Source organism: Thermofilum pendens Hrk 5, from assembly GCF_000015225.1.
In the GTDB taxonomy this organism is placed as follows: domain Archaea; phylum Thermoproteota; class Thermoprotei; order Thermofilales; family Thermofilaceae; genus Thermofilum; species Thermofilum pendens.
In genome coordinates, this window is record NC_008698.1 from 747204 (window position 1) to 764367 (window position 17164).

The 17164-nt window shown below is 57.8% G+C and carries 14 protein-coding genes and 1 pseudogene; 8 read left to right on the forward strand and 7 right to left on the reverse strand.

From position 1 onward, the window contains the following. Positions 1 to 3: 3 nt before the first annotated feature. Both TPEN_RS04105 and TPEN_RS04110 read right to left on the reverse strand, forming a co-directional pair. Positions 4 to 756 carry a KaiC domain-containing protein gene (locus tag TPEN_RS04105; RefSeq protein WP_011752461.1) on the reverse strand — a complete coding sequence of 251 codons (753 nt, stop codon included), beginning with the start codon at positions 754 to 756 and terminating at the stop codon, positions 4 to 6. Between the two features lie 15 nt (positions 757 to 771). Then, complete coding sequence (locus TPEN_RS04110) at positions 772 to 3555, reverse strand: cytochrome c biogenesis protein (protein ID WP_011752462.1); 2784 nt, start codon at positions 3553 to 3555, stop codon at positions 772 to 774. Positions 3556 to 3730: 175 nt separating this feature from the next. Between TPEN_RS04110 and TPEN_RS04115 the strand changes: the two genes are divergently transcribed. The 5 genes from TPEN_RS04115 to TPEN_RS04135 all read left to right on the forward strand — a co-directional run bounded on the left by TPEN_RS04115 (position 3731) and on the right by TPEN_RS04135 (position 7628). Then, a complete protein-coding gene (locus tag TPEN_RS04115; protein WP_011752463.1) occupies positions 3731 to 4912 on the forward strand; it encodes an aconitase X catalytic domain-containing protein in 1182 nt (393 codons plus the stop codon). Positions 4913 to 4939: 27 nt separating this feature from the next. Next, the gene (locus TPEN_RS04120) at positions 4940 to 5350 is read left to right on the forward strand and encodes an aconitase X swivel domain-containing protein (protein ID WP_011752464.1); all 411 of its coding nucleotides are present in this window, start codon (positions 4940 to 4942) and stop codon (positions 5348 to 5350) included. Continuing rightward, positions 5347 to 6000 (forward strand): type-4 uracil-DNA glycosylase, encoded by a 654-nt coding sequence (gene udg, locus TPEN_RS04125; RefSeq protein ID WP_011752465.1) that lies wholly within the window; start codon positions 5347 to 5349, stop codon positions 5998 to 6000. Before TPEN_RS04120 ends, udg begins: the two co-directional genes overlap by 4 nt. A 194-nt stretch (positions 6001 to 6194) precedes the next feature. Then, entirely contained in the window at positions 6195 to 6809 is a 615-nt protein-coding gene (locus TPEN_RS04130; RefSeq protein WP_011752466.1) for a hypothetical protein, read from the forward strand. 426 nt (positions 6810 to 7235) lie between these two features. Next, on the forward strand, positions 7236 to 7628 hold the full coding sequence (locus tag TPEN_RS04135; protein WP_011752467.1) for a hypothetical protein: 393 nt from the start codon (positions 7236 to 7238) through the stop codon (positions 7626 to 7628). Here the strand turns inward: TPEN_RS04135 and TPEN_RS04140 are convergent. Both TPEN_RS04140 and TPEN_RS09960 read right to left on the reverse strand, forming a co-directional pair. Further along, a complete protein-coding gene (locus TPEN_RS04140; protein ID WP_148677933.1) occupies positions 7618 to 8292 on the reverse strand; it encodes a hypothetical protein in 675 nt (224 codons plus the stop codon). The two genes, TPEN_RS04135 and TPEN_RS04140, sit on opposite strands and share 11 nt — an antisense overlap. Before the next feature lie 156 nt (positions 8293 to 8448). Then, on the reverse strand, positions 8449 to 8622 hold the full coding sequence (locus TPEN_RS09960; RefSeq protein WP_011752469.1) for a hypothetical protein: 174 nt from the start codon (positions 8620 to 8622) through the stop codon (positions 8449 to 8451). 1149 nt (positions 8623 to 9771) lie between these two features. Between TPEN_RS09960 and TPEN_RS09825 the strand changes: the two are divergent. Beyond that, positions 9772 to 11203 (forward strand): annotated as a pseudogene (locus TPEN_RS09825) (hypothetical protein). A gap of 169 nt (positions 11204 to 11372) precedes the next feature. Next, entirely contained in the window at positions 11373 to 12260 is an 888-nt protein-coding gene (locus TPEN_RS04155; protein WP_011752471.1) for a type II secretion system F family protein, read from the forward strand. Between the two features lie 10 nt (positions 12261 to 12270). Here the strand turns inward: TPEN_RS04155 and TPEN_RS04160 are convergent, their stop codons facing one another. Both TPEN_RS04160 and TPEN_RS04165 read right to left on the reverse strand, forming a co-directional pair. Continuing rightward, positions 12271 to 13596 carry a hypothetical protein gene (locus TPEN_RS04160; RefSeq protein ID WP_011752472.1) on the reverse strand — a complete coding sequence of 442 codons (1326 nt, stop codon included), beginning with the start codon at positions 13594 to 13596 and terminating at the stop codon, positions 12271 to 12273. A 2-nt stretch (positions 13597 to 13598) separates the two neighbouring features. Further along, positions 13599 to 14582, reverse strand: coding sequence for a TackOD1 domain-containing metal-binding protein (locus TPEN_RS04165; protein ID WP_011752473.1), 984 nt, complete (start codon positions 14580 to 14582; stop codon positions 13599 to 13601). Between the two features lie 170 nt (positions 14583 to 14752). Here TPEN_RS04165 and TPEN_RS04170 point away from each other — a divergent pair, with 170 nt between their 5' ends. Further along, a complete protein-coding gene (locus TPEN_RS04170; RefSeq protein ID WP_011752474.1) occupies positions 14753 to 16285 on the forward strand; it encodes a type II/IV secretion system ATPase subunit in 1533 nt (510 codons plus the stop codon). Here TPEN_RS04170 and TPEN_RS04175 read toward each other — a convergent pair. Further along, positions 16271 to 17122, reverse strand: a complete 852-nt coding sequence (locus tag TPEN_RS04175; RefSeq protein WP_011752475.1) for a class I SAM-dependent methyltransferase — start codon at positions 17120 to 17122, stop codon at positions 16271 to 16273. The two genes, TPEN_RS04170 and TPEN_RS04175, sit on opposite strands and share 15 nt — an antisense overlap. Between the last annotated feature and the right edge of the window lie 42 nt (positions 17123 to 17164).

Here is a 17164-nt window from a genome sequence, read left to right on the forward strand (position 1 = left end):
CCTTCACCCCTGATAGTATTCTCTGCCTATCCTTATAACCTTGTCTGGATACACCACTATTCCCTTGTCAGTTATTTCGAAGGGCCTCCTCTTCATGTCGTGCTTCGTTCCGCGCATCTTCCAAACAATGAGAGATCTTACGAGCTCTCCATTTACTTCGTCGAGGTCGAGCCGCACGATACCGTCGGCCGCGTGCTCTACTCCGGGGCCACCGAACCCCCGCTCCGTCACACTAACCTGGGAGACGAAAATAGAGGTCGCGCCGAGGCCCGAGAGGACACGTTTTAGCTGCATAAGTATGGAGCGCGCCATCGCGGGTTTCGTCATGTAGAGCGTTGAGACCGAGTCTATGACCGCCCGCTCGGCCTTCACGTCCCTGATCGCCGCCTTCACCACATCTACGAGCTCCCCGACGTCGTCTACAGACGTGACGACGTACCTCTCCCTCTTAGCCGCTTCCCCGATGCCGCCTGTGAACGCGTCCACTATGGCGAACTGCCCGCTCTCCTCGTACTTCCTGACGTCCCACCCGAACGAAGCCATGTTCCTGCGTATTTGTACCGGGTGCTCCTCGAGCGCTACGAGGACTCCGGGCTCGTTGTTCTGAAGCCCGTAGAACAGGTACTGCTGGCTGAAAATGGTTTTTCCGGTCCCGGGTCCCCCGGAGAGCAGGACTATGTTGCGCTTGGGTATCCCCCCGTAGAGAAGCTCGTCGAACCCCGGGATGCCCGTCTTGACTTTTTCGATAACGCTCATATGACTAGTTACGCGCTAGGAATATATAAAAATGCTTCCGTAGAGTATCCACGCCGAGAGTAGGAGGAGCGCTACCCCGAGCAACGCGTCGAGAAGCCTTCTCGCCAGGTTTATCTTCAGAGTGGAGGACTCTAAGGCCAGGAGGAGGCGACCTCCGAGTATCACGGCGGCGGCTATCGCTACTAGTGGTAGCACGAACACTAGGTTGTACACAGCAAGGAGAGCGAGCCCAGTGAGCGCTGGAAGCCTTGCGAGCAACACGCTGGCTACGAGGTAGGGGCCGCTACTACAGGGAAGCAACGTGAAGCTGACAAGCGCTCCCGCGGCGAAGCCCAGCGCTATACTCCCCTTGCGGGCTTCCTCGAGTAGGACTTTCTGAATGGTATTCACTCTCTCGGAGAGACTTCGAAGAGGCTTGATGGAAGTAAGGGGGGTCAACGCCCCGGCAACGAAGCCTTGAATCCCTAGGCTTTTAAGTAGCATGTATACCCCCATGAGTGCCGTGAGGGCTACGAGAAGGAACCTAAGCACTGGTAGGCTCGCAACTACCCTTACGAGGCCGAGGCCCAGCAGGAAGTAGCACAGGTAGACGGCCAGTATGAATGCTGCGGCGGTTGTAGCAGCCTTCCTCCTCCCAGAGAACGCCGAGGCCGCTAGTAGCAGGGCGGAGAAGACCATGAAAGTACACGGGTTTACGGAGTCTAGAGCCGCCAGCGCGACGACCAGGGCTAGCAGGGCTGTCTGCGACACGCTGGCCTGAGACTCCGCCGAGTGGTTAAGGGGGGCTACAAGGCCCTTCGTGACGACCGCGTAGAAGAAGGTCGAGTTGAGGGGGATTCTCGTCCTGCTCTCCCCGTACACCACGAGGGTTGTATTGGAGCACTCGAGGTTCAGTATGTTTCTCCACGCGTCGTCGCTCTGGGCCCCCACGACTACCGCTACTAGGCATTGACCCTTGAATACGAGCGTGAACGGTATGGAGTACTGGTACCCCTTCACCGAGGCGTCGTACAGCTCCTTGTACTCCTCCAGCACTTTCCTGTCGGAAGTCTCCTTGTAGGTGTAGTTGACTCCCAGCCTGCTCAGCTGTTGCTTCGTAAGCCTGCACTCCTGGCAAGCGTCAGACCCATAAACGACGACGAGTAGCGGTTTGTTGCCTCCGCTTGTAGCGTTCGAGAACTGCTCGCTGGGCTTCGGCGCGGCTACCTGGCTGAAGCCGAAGAAAAAGAATTCCGTGTCGTTAGTGATTGTTACCGTCCACTCGCGGGTCTGGTTCAGGAAGATAACCCTCAGCGTGTACACGCCCGGCACGACCCTCGCCTCGAGATACCCGACACCTCTCGCAACCTCCCGGGCGCCGCTGAGAAGGTACAACTCCGGTTGGCCAGCATTCGACTCGCCATGCACCCTGACCGTGACCTTTCTTTTTTCCAGCACGACCCTGCGGTACTCGTTGGAGGAAAGGTTAACGGTGAACGTACTCGGCACGTAGCCCTGAGCCTCCACGGTTACAGAGTACACAGCTCTTGGCAGGGACAGGTTAAAGGTACCCCCACGCCCCCTGTACTCTGTGTTATTAACCTTCACCGTGAAGGAGTCTACGCGTTCGCCCTCCTCGTTTACGACTTCCAGCATCAGGGTACTGTTACGCGGCTCTTGAAGCAGTTTGTACACTTCGAGCCCCCTGTAGTCGCGTACAACGATGACACCGGGTGCTACAGACAAATCCTGTATCGAGGAGAGGCTCGAGTAGATAGCCTGGGATACTCTACCGCTGGTGAAGTTCCCCGCAACGAACTGCCTTCCGTTGGCGACTACAAAGAAACCGCTGTCGAGTACCGCAAAGCGTAGCTCGTCCCCTTTGCTGTAGTTAAGCGGAAGGAGGACCTCGTAAACCGCCGCTTTCTGCGGGTCGAAGACTGTTAACCTTACCTTGAGGTCTGGCGCTTGGACCTTGTAGATATACATGTACTCCGGGGCCGATACGGAGGCACTCACGATCTCTGAGCGAATAGACTTTACATAGGAGAACTTAGGGTCAATCCTATAGACACCTATCGTGTTGTTGTCGAAGACTATCCCCAGGTACTCGCCCACACGAACCAGAGATAAGACGTGACAGTATGTGTAGTTCTCCTTAGATGTTCCCCGGAGTATGCTTACAACCTTCTCGTTCAGCGAGAGGCAAACGTGGCAGAGAGTCTCGATAGTCAAGGAGACTACGCTCTGGTTTACGGTTAAGAGCTGGAGAGCCCTGTTTATCGGGGACTCGATGAACGAGAGCCTAGAGGTCGGAACGTCTATGCCCAGTATGTACTTGGGGGTTAAAACGTAGAGAACCCTTCCCGCGACGAAGGCTTTCCCTATGCCGGATAGCTGTGTCCCGGGAAGAACTACCTGGAGCGTTGCCCTACCCTTCGTAACGTCGTAGAGGGTCAGCGAGGCTTCGGGCACGCCTGCGTTGTTATTGTAGTTCTTGGCTACGAGTAAGTGCGTGTCATTAATGAAGAACGCGTCTGCCCCGTAGATGTACGACAGGTCTAGCGTGCCTACAGGCGCCAAGTCGGACGTGAACAACCCTATCTTCGTTTTTCCCGACTCGCGGTACACTACCGCTAAGAACTTCCCCCCGGGGCTCACCACGGCTTTGTCAAGGCTCCAGGAGTTACCCAGAATCCTCCCGGCTAAAACCCACTTCTCGTAAGGCTCCGCTAGAACCACGGCAGCGTATGCGAGAAAGAGTAACACAGCTAGAAGCGCGAAGACCCTCGAATACGCTAAACCCCTCTCTACACGCACAACTCACCAAAAGAGAACCGGGTACTTAACGTTTATGCGCGCGTGGTTGTACGCCGCGAGAGGGGAGCCTTCCCCCGGTTTCCACGTTAAAAGCCCGCGCGCGAATAGCAGAAATAACGCAAAAAGCGTAATATCCCCGCGCGTTAAAGTGACGGAGGATGCGCGGTGGCATCGAATGTACCTCGATAAGTTCGAGGAGAGGATGCTCGAAGGTGAGCTCGGAGAGGCTGTAGCCCTCGCTATGAGGATAGTTGTGAAGATTGCGGAGATCTTCTCCGCCGAAAGGCTCGTGAAGATTAAGCATGCACACGTCTCCGGGGTTTCCTACGAGAACATAGGAGACGAGGGGTTAGAGTTCTTGGAGGGGCTCGCCGCTAAGGGCGGGAGATTCTCCGTCCCTACAACCGTGAATCCCGGCGCTGTAGACCTGGAACTGTGGAGGAAGATGGGCGTAGACGAGTCGTATGTGGAGAAACAGCTCAGGATAGTGGGCGCGTTTAGAAGGATGGGGGCGAAGGTTACCTTGACGTGCACCCCCTACCTCTACGAGGACATTTCCCCGGGTGACCACCTCGCGTGGTCTGAAAGCAACGCGGTGCTCTTCGCGAACAGCGTTATCGGCGCCAGGACGAACAGGGATGGGGGACCACTAGCACTGATGGAGGCTATAGCCGGGCGGGCACCCCTCTCGGGGTTGCACCTCGACGAGAACAGGAGACCGTCCCTCGTGGTGGACTTCTCGGAGAGCTCGAGGTACATCGCGGAAAACGGACTTTTCTCCGTCGCCGGGCTCATCGTGGGCAGGCTCGCCGGGAACCGTGTCCCCCTGGTCCGCGGGCTCGGCCTACAGAGAAAAGACGTAGAGGAATTAAAGCTCTTTCTGGCGGCAGTCGGAGCCACCGGGGGGACCGGGATGGTTCTCATAGATGGAGTTTCGCCCGAAGCCCCCGGGGACATGCCAGGAGAGGTTGAGAAAATCGGCGTGGACGACGTCAAGGCGGAGTTAGAGAAGTACGGGGGCTCCGGGTGGGATGCAGTCGTGCTCGGGTGCCCACATCTGAGCTACGAGGAGGTTGCGTCTATCATTGAATGGTTCGAGAGAAAAGGTAGGCCCAGGTCCCGGGTGTACCTCTACACGAGCAGGGAGGTTGCCTCGAGGCTTCGAAGCGACCGCCTAGAAAAGCTGAATATACACTTGTTCGCCGATACGTGCATGGTGGTTTCCAACCTAGGGGCGTACGCCTCGCGGAGCGTCGCGACGGATTCCGGGAAGGCTGCCTTCTACCTAGCGTCGAAGGGCTACAGTGTCGCGCTCCTGCCCAGGAGGAAGCTACTGGAGATGCTCGTCCAGGGGTGAGCCGGCACGATAGTAACGGGTAGACCTGTGGTTGAGGGGAACGCTGAAGCACCTCTCCTCGTGTCACGCACCCCCATAACGTTCCTCGGAGGCGTTGACCCGTTCACGGGGCTGGTGGTCGAGAAAGGACACCCGCTCTACGGCCAAAGCGTTTCGGGAAAGATCCTGGTGTTCCCCTACAGCAAGGGAAGCACTGTCGGGTCGTACATCCTGTTAAGACTGTCGAAGAGGGGGCTCGCCCCGGCCGGCATAGTGACGTCCTCGGCCGACGAGGTGACCGTTATCGGGTGCCTGATAAGCAACATACCGATGATGTCCGGCGCACGGTTAGACGCTGTAAGCGAGCTACTGAGCGGTAGGACCGCCAGGTTAACGGTGACCAGGAGCGACGCTCGACTCGAGATCTTGGAGAGCGGCGGAAGCGAGGGTACCCGATGAGCGGGAAGAAGCCTGCCGGTAGCAACGCCTCGTGCGGGGATGTGTTAAGAGCGCTCGAAGAGATAGCCGGAGAGATAGCGAAGTGCGAGAAATGCCCTCTCAGCAGGTCTAGAACGCACACAGTGCCCGGAGAGGGGAACCCCTGCTCGGGAGTAGTCTTCATAGGGGAGGCTCCGGGGAGGAACGAGGACCTCCAGGGAAGACCATTCGTCGGCGCGGCCGGCGCCTTGCTCACGGAGCTCATCTCCCTCGCGGGGCTTTCGAGGGAAGAGGTCTTCATAACGAATGTCGTGAAGTGCAGGCCTCCCAACAACCGGGAGCCCAGAGAGGAGGAGATCGCGGCTTGCCTCCCCTACCTCCTCGCCCAGCTCAGAGCTATTAAGCCGAGGCTCATAGTGACGCTTGGGAAGCACAGCACGAAAACCATTCTGAGAATGCGCGGTATGAGCGTCGACTCGATAATGAGCGTTAGGGGTAAAGCCTACACGGTTAACGCGGAGTGGGGACAGGTAACGGTGTTTCCGACACTACACCCGGCAGCCGCGCTCTACAACCCGGCCATGAGGAAAGTTCTCGAAGAAGACTTCCGCTTCCTAAGAGGGCTCCTAGAGGGAGGCGGCCAGAGGACGCTGGACTCATGGCTCGGATAACTCACATGTGACTCGCGCGTGCTCGTCAGACTTATTACGTTGCGTGAGATTCATTCCCCTGATGATGAGGAAGAGACGAGCAGAGTGAGTGAAGAGAGAGTGCCTCTGCTTCTGATACCCTACTATTAGCCCTGCCGGTACTGTTGTAGCGCGCGGAGAATCTTTATCTGAGTGAGTGCCCAGTATCTACCGCAATGTCGTACGAGTCTCCTCGCGAGAAGGCGCAGAAAAGAGCTAAGCTATTGAAAAGGATAGTCGAGGACCTCGACGCCATACGCGCGCTACGGCTCTTCAATACAAGCGATACCATAAGACTAATATCCCGGGCGGGCCTCGAAGACGAGCTCTGGGAGAAGACTAAGTCCTCTCTACGCGAGATAGCGCTTATACTCGTTAATCACCCAGACTTCAGGAAGATAGAGCGCGCCGACAGGATTTCAACCTACATGTTCGTAGCTTCCTTCGTGGCTTCCCTAACCGCCTTGATACTAATGTTGCTAAACGTCAACATAGTGCTGTCTTACCTGGTCCTGCTAGCCTCGCTGATAATACTGAATGCTTCCTACATCGGAAAGCTCTACGTCGGCGTGTCCGTTAGAAGGGTGTACATGGAGAGGAGGAGCGATGTGGAGAAGCACGGAGAACTCCTGAAGAAAGCCGCCGAGAACGCTCTCTCCAAGCTACGCGGCGAGCTGAGAAAGGCAGGTATGGACCCATCGCAGGTCACATTCAAGCTTTACTTCAACGATTACTCTCCGTTGAAGCAGGTGGGTTCAAGTAAGGGCATGCACAAGCTTACCTACAAGTAACTGCCTAAAGGCTGTTACCCCGCTTTCTTCGCGAATCGTACTCATCGTCGAGGAAGCCCGCGGTCTTGGCGCTTGTTACGAGCGCACTCCACGCAAACCAACGCCGCTCCCTCCTCTACGGAGCACTTATGGCATACGAGTCTTCCGCAGTACTTGCAGTTACCTATGGATAAGCGTTGCCCGCAGACCTGGCACATCGTCTCAGAACACGCCTTACAAACTCCCAGCTTTGCATCGAAGTGTTCCTCGCAAACCCTCCTTCCACACACCGGGCACGTGTGGGTCCCGGGCTTTTCGAGGCATATTTCGCATATACGCACACTCGCGCGCACCAGTTCCCGGTGTACTCGCCGGTTAAAAAGTTAGAGCTCACAAAATCAAAAAGTTTTTAAAGATTAGAGCTCAGAGAGGGGGGAGGCGGTTTCTGTGTCGTCGAAGCTGGACGCTAGGGAGAGAAAACTCCTCTACTTGTTGCAGGTCTATGGGAGACCTATCTCCAGGAAGGCTTTACACAGGCTAGTCAGGATTGTCCAGGAGAAGTACGGCGTCGACATGGGGTTTAGCTTCTCTCAAGACGCTGCTTTCTCAAAGGAGCTTGACGCGGTTCTTCAAAAGCTCGCCGAGGAAGACTACGTGAAGGTTCTCTACGCTGCTGGCGGGCGCTTCCTCACACTCTACAAGCCGCTCTACGCCCTGGGCAAGCGCGGCGCCGCCGCGCTCTCCAAGAAGGAGCTCGCGAAGACAGACGCGGAGAAGCTCGAAAAGGCTGTCGCCGAGGTTCTGGGTAGGGGGCAGGGCGTCGAGGCGCCTAGCCAGTAGGCTCCTTAGATTCTTTCTCGAGGAGCTTCTGTAGCAACTGGTTCACCTGGGTAAGTTTAAGCGATACCTCTTGGAGTTCGAGCGAGTATTGTCTAAGTGCGGCGAGCTGGCTCTCCTCTAGGCGGGTAACCCTCTGGGATAGTTCGTTTAACGCGAGCTCAACGTTGCTCATACTCCCCCTCAAGGAGTTTACGTCCGACTTTACAGCGGTAGCAGCGTCCGTAGAGACGAGCTCGACTTCCTTCAGCTTCGACATTACCGCCGAGACGTCCTGGGTTATCGTGGACAAAGTGTCCTCTAAGCGTGTAAGCTCCCCGGAGAGCTTCTCCAGGAACATGTCCAGCGATAGTTGTACGTTTTTCGTTAAAGTGTCCGTCCCCTCCTTAAACTCGCGTGAAACCCTGTTGACGCTCTCCGCGAGCCTGGAGTTCTCAGCTTGGAAGGCCTCCAAGTGGGACTTCAACGCTTCTTCAAGCTCCTTTATCTGTCCCTGCAAAGTTCCAACCCTGGTGTTGAGAAAGTCGAGAGTAACCTTTAGGGCGTACACGCCGTTGTTTAGTCTCTTCAGTGCCGCCAGAAGTAGCGCTACATCCCCCTCTCCAACCTCGACTATCTCCACCTCGTCGGGCTCTCCTTCCTCGTCGCGCACACGATCAATACTCACAAGCCAATCATGAGTTAACCAGCGATATATTACTGTCGCTGGTTGAAGATGGTGGCGCCTCCACCGCATAGCTTTCAACTCATTCTTCGTTGATCGCGAAAGACTTTGCCCAAGAAGTTGTAGGCGGCGAGCACGGCTTTCACGCGCGCGAGTTTTTTACGCTAGCCCTAGCTCTCTCAGCTCCTCGACGTCCTCCTCAAGCTCTCTCGCTAGCTCTTCGTCTTCCTCGACTTGCGGGATGCCTCGCACGGAGGCTAGGAACTCCTCTATCGCGTCCAAGGCTTCTGCGAGCCTAGCCTCGTAGAGGCGCGCGCCAGCATTTACTAGCATTGCTAGTGTTTGCTAGCAAAAGCTGGCCAGTGTTTGCTAGCACTGCTAGCATTTACTAGCAAGTACTGGGCAAGCCTTGTATCCGCGCCCGCCGCAACTACAACCGTGAACTTCCCAAAGCGTGGCGCGCAGGAAGAGTACAAGGCGGGCGAGCTCGGTGGAGGTCCCGCGCGAGTAGACCAAGCGAGGCGGCGGCCGGGGAAAACGCCGCCCAATTACCGTTCAGCGGGGAGTATTCATTCCCCGCGTTTGTAAACCGGGGAGGACGCCCCGGCTTCAACACTTACCCCTGTTTGTAAACCTGGGAAGCCCCGCGGCTTCAACCCTCTCCCGGGTTTGTAAACCGGGGAAGGCCCGGAACCCCGACATCCTCCCTGGTTTGCAAACCGGCGGCTACACGCAGGCAATAAATACTGGAATTACCACGAAGTAATCGGTCGCGGCCAAGCAGTGAAGCCGCGCTAACACCCCGGGGGCGACACCAAGAAAGCCCCTGGGCTGTACGCTCACATGTGAACCCCGCGGCCCAAAAATGAGCGATGACCCCCAGAAGTCCGGCCGCGGGAGGATGGGAGAGGAGGGGGCCGAGCGAAGACTAGGCCTAGGGGAGAAACCCTGCCCCTCCCCGCTAGCCAAAAATATCTTTTTTCCCGCGTGTCTCCTCACCCTCCCATCAATGGGGGCCCTCCCCGACAGGGAGGGGTCCGAGGAGCGCCCGGAGTGGGGTGGCCCTCCCGGGCGCGAGGGGGCGTGGTCCGCGGGGAGGCCCGGGCCAGGCGCTCTAGACACGCGGGGGCGGCGGGGGAGGCGGGGCTCTGGGGCCCCAGCCCCGGGCTGGGGCGTCTCTCCCCAACCGGGGAGAGACCGGCCTAGGGGCTGATTCGTGAAGCCCGACACGATGAGCCGGAAGGTGACGGTCGCCCCTAGCGAGCAGCGCCGGCCTTCCCGGGAGGCCGGGCAATGCGGGCGGGACCTAGCCCCAGCGGGCCCGCCCGGAGCAACTCTCAGGACGCCCACAGCTTTCGGTGCTTCATTTTGAAGAGCTCACTACCCGTAGCGCTCACCGCTCACGCCTCCCTCCCGCCACGCTGACCCCTGATGCCGCGCCCGCGTAGGGCGCCCCCTCCACCATTTAAGGAGGGGTGAAATATGGTTGATATGATGGGGTATGAGGAAATCGAGAAGACTGTTAGGGAGGAGACGTGGAGGCGTGCGGCTCTAAGCTTGTATGCCACCAGAACAGAGGATAAGAGGAGATCCAGGGGTAAGAAGAAGAGGGGCAATGTTCATTACCGCGGCCTCTTCGACACTGTGACCGAGGTCGACTGGGACTTCACCAGGTTCCTCGTAAACGGCTACACGGTTGTGCCGGACGAAGTCTACCCGGGTTCTACAGGTTCATTGACTGCGACGCGAGGAAGTACCTACTACTGGGAGACGACGAGAAGCCGAGAGAGGGAGGTGTGGCGATGGAGCTACGCGATAGGCTACAGTCGATAGTCGACGCTACCGAGGACGGTCTTAGAGCTGAGAAGCATGGAAAGCACTGGCGCGTATACGTGCCGCACGAGAACTGGTATGTGAGGGTCTCGAAGCCTACGCATGGCTGGTCCGTCCGCGTACCACTGGAAGGCTACTGAGTTGAGTCAGAGTTCCCGGAGGTACTCGTGAGTACATCGCCAGACGTGCTTAGAAGCCTGCAGAGGGGGTGGATCCTTACGGATGTGACACCCCCTCATGGGCGCTTCAGCGACGTGCGCTTCGCCACGACGCAACCGTGGCAACTCCCAGCCACGCTCGCAACCTTTCCAAGCACCACGTTGACATAGGTGTCACGGCAGGAGTCCTCGGCAGTACTAGGACGAGCATTGAGTGGAAGGTGCTCATCTACGGCTACGCTGATGAGCTAGGCTGGGCTTCCATGCTTATCGGCGAGGCGAAGCGAGCGGAGTTCCGCCAGCTTATCGATGCTTGCAGGGTGCTACAGGGAGACCCGGTCGCTCTATACACAGCCTTCCTGGGAGACGGGCTACGCACATTCTTTCTGAGGATTCGGGTGCTCTTCTTCAGGATAGGCAACGAGGTTCTCTACCTCCCAGCCGAGAGCGCCGTTGTCAACGCTAGGCTTGCCGTCGAGCTAGCACCAGAGTACACCAAGTTCGTATCACTAGTGACGAGATGCGCCAAGATTAAACACTTCCTCTACGTCGGCTACGGATTGCCGCAAAAGAGAGGTATGAGAGACGGTCAGAGAAAGAACCCGTTCTACGCCGAGATAGCGGGGGCTAGGCTACACCTAGTCTACATTTCTACGAGGAATCATGTCTACGCGAGGATCGCGGTCGAAGCTGTGCCTTTGGGCTGGGTGGAGGAGGCGCGCGCTCAGGGCTGGGACGTCCGGGTGGTTAACATGGGAAGCGAGGAGTACTACCAGGTTACACATGCCTCTTTGATGGAGCACGCCCGTTACGACGTGGCTCTGCGAGCAACACTGATAGCCTTCGCGAAGTACAAGGCCGAACAGTACCCCAAAGCCTGGGAGCTCGTGAATCGCCTCGAAAAGCTGGGGACAGAAGACTAAAGAGTAAGACCGGCAGGGAATAGGCGCCCGGGCCCCCTCCTTCGCAACGCACGCTAAACTCGCGTAGCGCGCGAGTTAAAGTCTCTTGTCGGGCGCGGGTTGAGAGTGTCTACCGCTTTAAAAGAAAGGTTTTTGACGCGCGCGGTATTACGGACATGGGTGTGCCTGTTTGCCGTACATCGAGATGACCCCTCAGCGAAGGCTTATGTTGTTGGCCGTGGGGGCTATGCTCGGCGCGGTGCCACTGTTTCTCGTAGCTTCTCTTTTCAGGGGGGAGTTGCTGTCCAGCATCCAAAACGCGGGGGGAGTCTACCTGGTCACTTCGCTCAGGGTTAACGTACTCGTAACGTTTTCGCTTGTTCTCTTCACGTTGCCGTACGCCTTCGTTGACTACTTGAACAGGTCGTTTACGCGCTCTGTTGAGAGCGTTTTACCGGAACTCTTCAAGGGGTTGGCTGAGGCCGTGAGGTCTGGGCTAACGCTACCGGAGGCCTTGTCGAGCGTGGCGGAAACCCTCGGGGGAGAAGTAGGGAAGATGCTGAGGCAGGTCGTTCTCCTGACGGAGATGGGGGTAACGTTCCAGGAAGCCATAGCCAGGGCTTTCTCGAGGTACCGCTTACCGAGCCTAGACCGCCTGGGATCCATACTTTTAACGGCGTACGAGAGCGGTGGGAAGGTAATAGACGCCCTGGAAACCTCGGCGCAGATATTCGGCGCCATCAGGAGCTACGAGGAGGAACGCGCCACGACGATAAACCCCCACGTCTTAACGATCTATGCGGCTACGATACTCTACGTAATCCTCTCCTTAACAATCCTCTACGTCTTCGTAATGCCGCTCAGCAGGCTACAGGGGATACCCGGGGCGCTGGGTAAGATAAACCCCGGCGTCTACGCAGCGGTGATGTACTACTCAGGAGTGATGATAGCGTTCTTCGGCGGGCTAATAGCGGGGAAGATGCGGCACGGCAAGGCCTCCGCCGGGCTCATACACGCAGACATACAGGTTGCCATCGTGGCCTTCTCGTTCCTCTTGGCGGAGAAGGCGATGGCGTAGCCTGCCGACGCTACTCGCCGAACTTCTCCGAGCGAAGGTACGCGATAGCGGTGGAGAGGGCTACGTAGACGTTCTCAGGCCTGTACATCTTCTCGTAGTAGGCTTCGTAGAGCGCGCGCTCTAAGACCCAGGGGTGTAGCAGGCTCAGGCGGGATCCTGGGTCGGCTGGGAACAGCCTGCGGTGAACCCTGGACGCGTAGGAACCAAGTATGCGTTCGAGCACCTCGAGGCTCCATTCGAGTAGCCTCCTGGCGCCGGTGCTGCCCGACACGAACTCCTCGACCACACGCTCGTTGCTCAGCTCCTCAGCCTCCTTTAACGAGAAGAAAGCTATGTATGAGAGGCTTCTCGCCAGGGATGCAAGGTCCCGAGCGGCGGGCTCGAGAACAGTCGAGAACTCCTGGGGTCTTCCGGGTTCTCCCTCGAAGTCGAGTAAGTAGACCCTTCCGGGGGGCTTGAAGAGCATCTGCGAAAAGTGCAGGTCCTGGTGAATCCTTAGCTTCGTGGAGCCTACGAATCCCTGGAGGTATTCCCGGGACCCCTCGACGCGGCGTCTAAGCTCCGAGAGCCAGCCCCCCGGGACAACCTCTGCGAGGCTTTGTAAGTAGAAGAGCATTCTCCTGTACCACAGCTCAACGTCGCTCTCGACTACGGGTGACGGCGCGCACCAGTCCGAGGTGCACCTCTCCATGGCTAAGTGGAAGCCCGCGACCGCTTCCCCTATGCTTCCGAGGAGGTCCCGTTGCGCGGCAGAGTCTCCCACCCCCTTCGCTACATCGACGGCTGTAGCATAGAGCACGGAGCCCGGGTCGACGGCCCCCTCTACAAGCTCCATAAACACTCCGAGCGTGTACCCCCCATAACTGTAGGCTGCAAAGAGCCTCGGCGCTACGCCGCTACCGCTAAGGTACTCCAGGAACAGGGGCTCCGGGTTATCGCGCCGCAGTAGCCTGTAGCCCTTTAAGAGCACCTTCCGGCCCCCGATCTCGTACGCAACGTGCGGGTTAGTAGCGTCCTCTGCTACAGCGCCTACGAGCACGGCGCGCCCCTCGAAATCATCGAACAACCTAAGCTTTACCGCCTCGAAGCGCCCCGAGAGGAGCTCCTCCAGGAAACCCGGACAGTACTCCGCCTCACAGAACATCGAGCCTTCAAGCATTACCGCGTACTTCTCGCTACACGAGCAACGAGCCACGGGTAGCAGGTACTCGTCGCCGTTGCTAACAACCCTTACCAGGTACGCGTCGCCCGATAACGGCGTAGCGGAAGCCGTTACCCTTGCGGGCGCATGCTTGCCTCTAAGCCACCTCTTCCTAGCCGGAAAGAAGACCTCCACGGCTACTTCTCCCCTCGTAGCTTTTCTTGTAGCTTCCGGATTGCCTCCTCGAGGCTCCTACCCTCAATCGTCTCCACGTTTTCGGGACGCCTGGCCACCTGGGTCGGCGTGTTCACAGCCACGATTATCCTCCTCGTGGCGTCGTCGAGAGCGGATCCGTAGACGTTGAAGACCTCGTCTTTAGCGCTCTCGACGTTACCTTCGCGAGGGAATATGTTGTGAACGTAGAGCCTCACTCCCCTCTTCTCGGCTATAAGGGAGGCTTTCCGCGTAACTCCGCTCATAGCCGTAGCCTCAGCGGCCGGCTTTACGACGTACCCCTGGGATGCTAGAACCTCCGCTACCCTCTTGTTGAATATCTGGGAAAAGGCCTCGGAGACCGCCTTCTTGTCCACCGAGTACCGCATAACGGCCCTGTACTCGGCCCGCTTGTCGTCGAACCTTTCCCCACAGGACGCGCACTCCAGCGATGCAACCGGGTAGCTGAAGCTGGTGCCGCAGCTCCTACACCTCCACGTGGAGCTTAGCTTGACCCAGTCGTCCCCCTCTCTAACTAGCTCGCGCTTGCACTTCGGGCATTGAACCTTCCCCGTAACCGTTCTCGGGGCTTCTTCAAGTACCCCGATGAAGCCGCAGGTCACGTGGCTAAACAAGGTGTTCCGCTCCACGTCGAACGAGCCGCAGTTAGGGCATGCGTAGCGGACCTTGAAGGAGAAGCCTCCGCACTTTGGGCAGAAGACGAGTTTGTCAGCCGGGAAGGCTTTGAGGAAACCCCTCTTCACCCCCTCCTCTAGCAGTGTGTCCAGCGGCACTCTGTACTTGTCGGCGATGCTCTTAACCGGGTGATCCTTTTTCCCGATTTCGATGCTTATCTCTCCTAGGTTGCTCTCCACGAGGTACACAACTAGATCCTGCAACGCCCGTGCAAGGTTACGCAGGAGCTCAACTTCTGAAGCCTCCAGGCGCGCGGTGCCACCGCCAGCCATGACACAACACTAATATTATCGTTAAGCCGGCGAAGACATAAACTTTGTTTTTATTATTGTAGACACGCCTGGAGAGAGCTGTGAGGGGGCGCCGAGGCTGCGTGTAAAAACCCGAAGGCTCGTTGCGCGAGCTTTAAGTAGAAGTTGCACCGGCTATACTACGGGCAAACGTGTCTCAGCTGGTAGGTCTTCCTCGGCTTGAAGAGGGGGAGGTGCTCGTCGAGTACTACCCCGTGACTCCCCCCTTCGCGTACGCTATGATCGTGAAGAAGCGTGGGGGTAGCCTTGAGTACAGGCTCGTGGAGCCCCCACTTACCAGCGACGACGTGGAGAAGCTTGAAAGAATAAAGAGGCTTCTACTGGAGTACGCTCCTAGGAAGGTAGACTCCGCTCTAGGCGCTCTGGGTAGCGCCCCGGAGAAGTACCTCGAAGACGAAGTGAACTACGTGATTAAGAAGCACAAGATACCCGTGCCTCCCGAGGCCCTAGACAAGTACATGTACTACATCAAGAGGGACACGCTCGGCTACGGGAGGATAGACGCTCTTCTAAGGGACGTGGAGCTGGAGGATATATCCTGCGACGGGCTAGGTACACCCGTCTACGTTTGGCACAGGAGGTACGAGTCGCTCCCCACGAACATAGTGTTCAAGGATCCCGGCGAGCTCGCCAGCCTTATACTCAAGCTCAGCTTCCGCGCCGGGAGACAGATATCCGTCGCGCAACCGATAGTGGAGGGCTCTCTCCCGATGGGCTTTAGGCTCCACGCGACGCTGGAAGAGGTATCCCGCAGGGGAGGGACGTTCACTATAAGGAAGTTCAGGGAAGTTCCATTCACCATAGTCGACCTCGTAGCCGCGGGGACAGTTTCGGAGGAGCTCGCAGCCTACCTCTGGTACCTCGTGGAGAACTATAGGAGCGTGCTAGTAGTTGGCGCGACCGCGGGCGGGAAGACGACGACCCTGAACGCTATAGCCACATTCATACGCCCGGAGGCGAAGATAGTCACGATAGAGGATACGCCCGAGCTGAGGCTACCCCACGAGAACTGGGTACCGCTGGTAACGCGTCCCAGCCACGAGGAGTGGGTTCGCAACGTCGACCTCTTCGACCTCTTGAAGAGCGCTATGAGGATGAGGCCCGACTACCTGATAATAGGCGAGATAAGAGGGGAGGAGGCCTTCACGCTCTTCCAAGCGATAGCCACAGGGCACTCGGGTATGAGCACGCTCCACGCCGAGAGCATAGACTACGCTGTGAAGCGCCTCGTATCGGAGCCCATGAAGGTCCCGCTCTTCCTCCTACCCATGATGAACGTCTACATACTCATCAAGAGGTTAAAAATCGGGGACCGAATAGTCAGGAGGGTTGTGAGCGTGCAGGAAGCCCTAGGCATAGACGAGTCCGCGAAAACAGTGGTTTTCAGGGAAGTCTTCAGGTACAACCCTGTCACAGCCAGGATAGAGAGGTCCGGCGAGAGCGAGATGCTGAGGAGGATAGCCGAGGAGAGGTACATACCTCTGGGCGACGTATACCAGGAGATCGCCAGGAGGAAGGCGATAATAGAGACACTCGTCAGGAACAATATACGCCGCTACGAGGAGGTAAGCAGGGTGGTTCGCGACTACTACAACAACCCGGAGGCCACGTATCACCAGCTGATGAGCGGGACGTACGTCTTCACGCCTTTAAGGGCTCGATAGCAACACGTCAATTGCAACCTTGTATGTTCGAGGCGAGTACGGGGATACTATCCTGGCGCCTCTGAGCTCCGCCCTGAACCCGTGCTTCTCCGCGGCTTCTTTTACCAGAGAGAACGCCTTCGCGAAGAGGTCGTCCTCGCGGTCCCAGTAGTAGAAGTGTATCCACCCGCCCCCGCTCTTGAGGCACCTTACGGCCTCGTCCAGGAACATGTACGCCCCCCTGGGGAGCGGCATCACTACGCGGTCGCACGAACCGTACCACTCCCTCGCCTTTTCCCGCACGTCCCCCAGTACTGGCACCACGAGCCCCTCAACCTTGTTGAGCTTCACGTTTTCAACCATGTAAGCGTACGCCGCCGGGTTCAGCTCGATTGCTATCACCTTCTCCACGCGGGGCTGGGCCTTCGCTATCGCTATGGCGTAGGGACCCACGCCTGCGAACATAACCATGACTGTCTCGCCGGGCTTCACCTGGCGGGCAATCCTCTGCCTCTCCGTAGCCTCTCGCGGCGAAAAGTACACTTTCGTGACGTCGAGCTTCAACCTGTACCCATGCTCCTTGTGGACAACCTCGGTTATAGGCTCGCCTCCTATGAGCTCGAGCTCTCGGACCCTGTACTCGCCCACGCGTCCTCCCAGCTTCCTGTAGACGGCCTTAACGTTCTTGTGAACTTGGAGTATGGCCTCCGCGATTGCCTCCTTGTAGGGAAGCAACTCGTCCGGCAGCTCCACTATCGCGACCGCCGCCTCCCTAGACCCAACAACGTCGAAACTGGACGGCACTAAGGGTAGGAGGTTCTCCGGTATCTTACCCCTCAGCACATCCCTTACACGCATACGTACGCCGCGCCCAACCGTGCGCTTAAGAGAGTCCAAAGC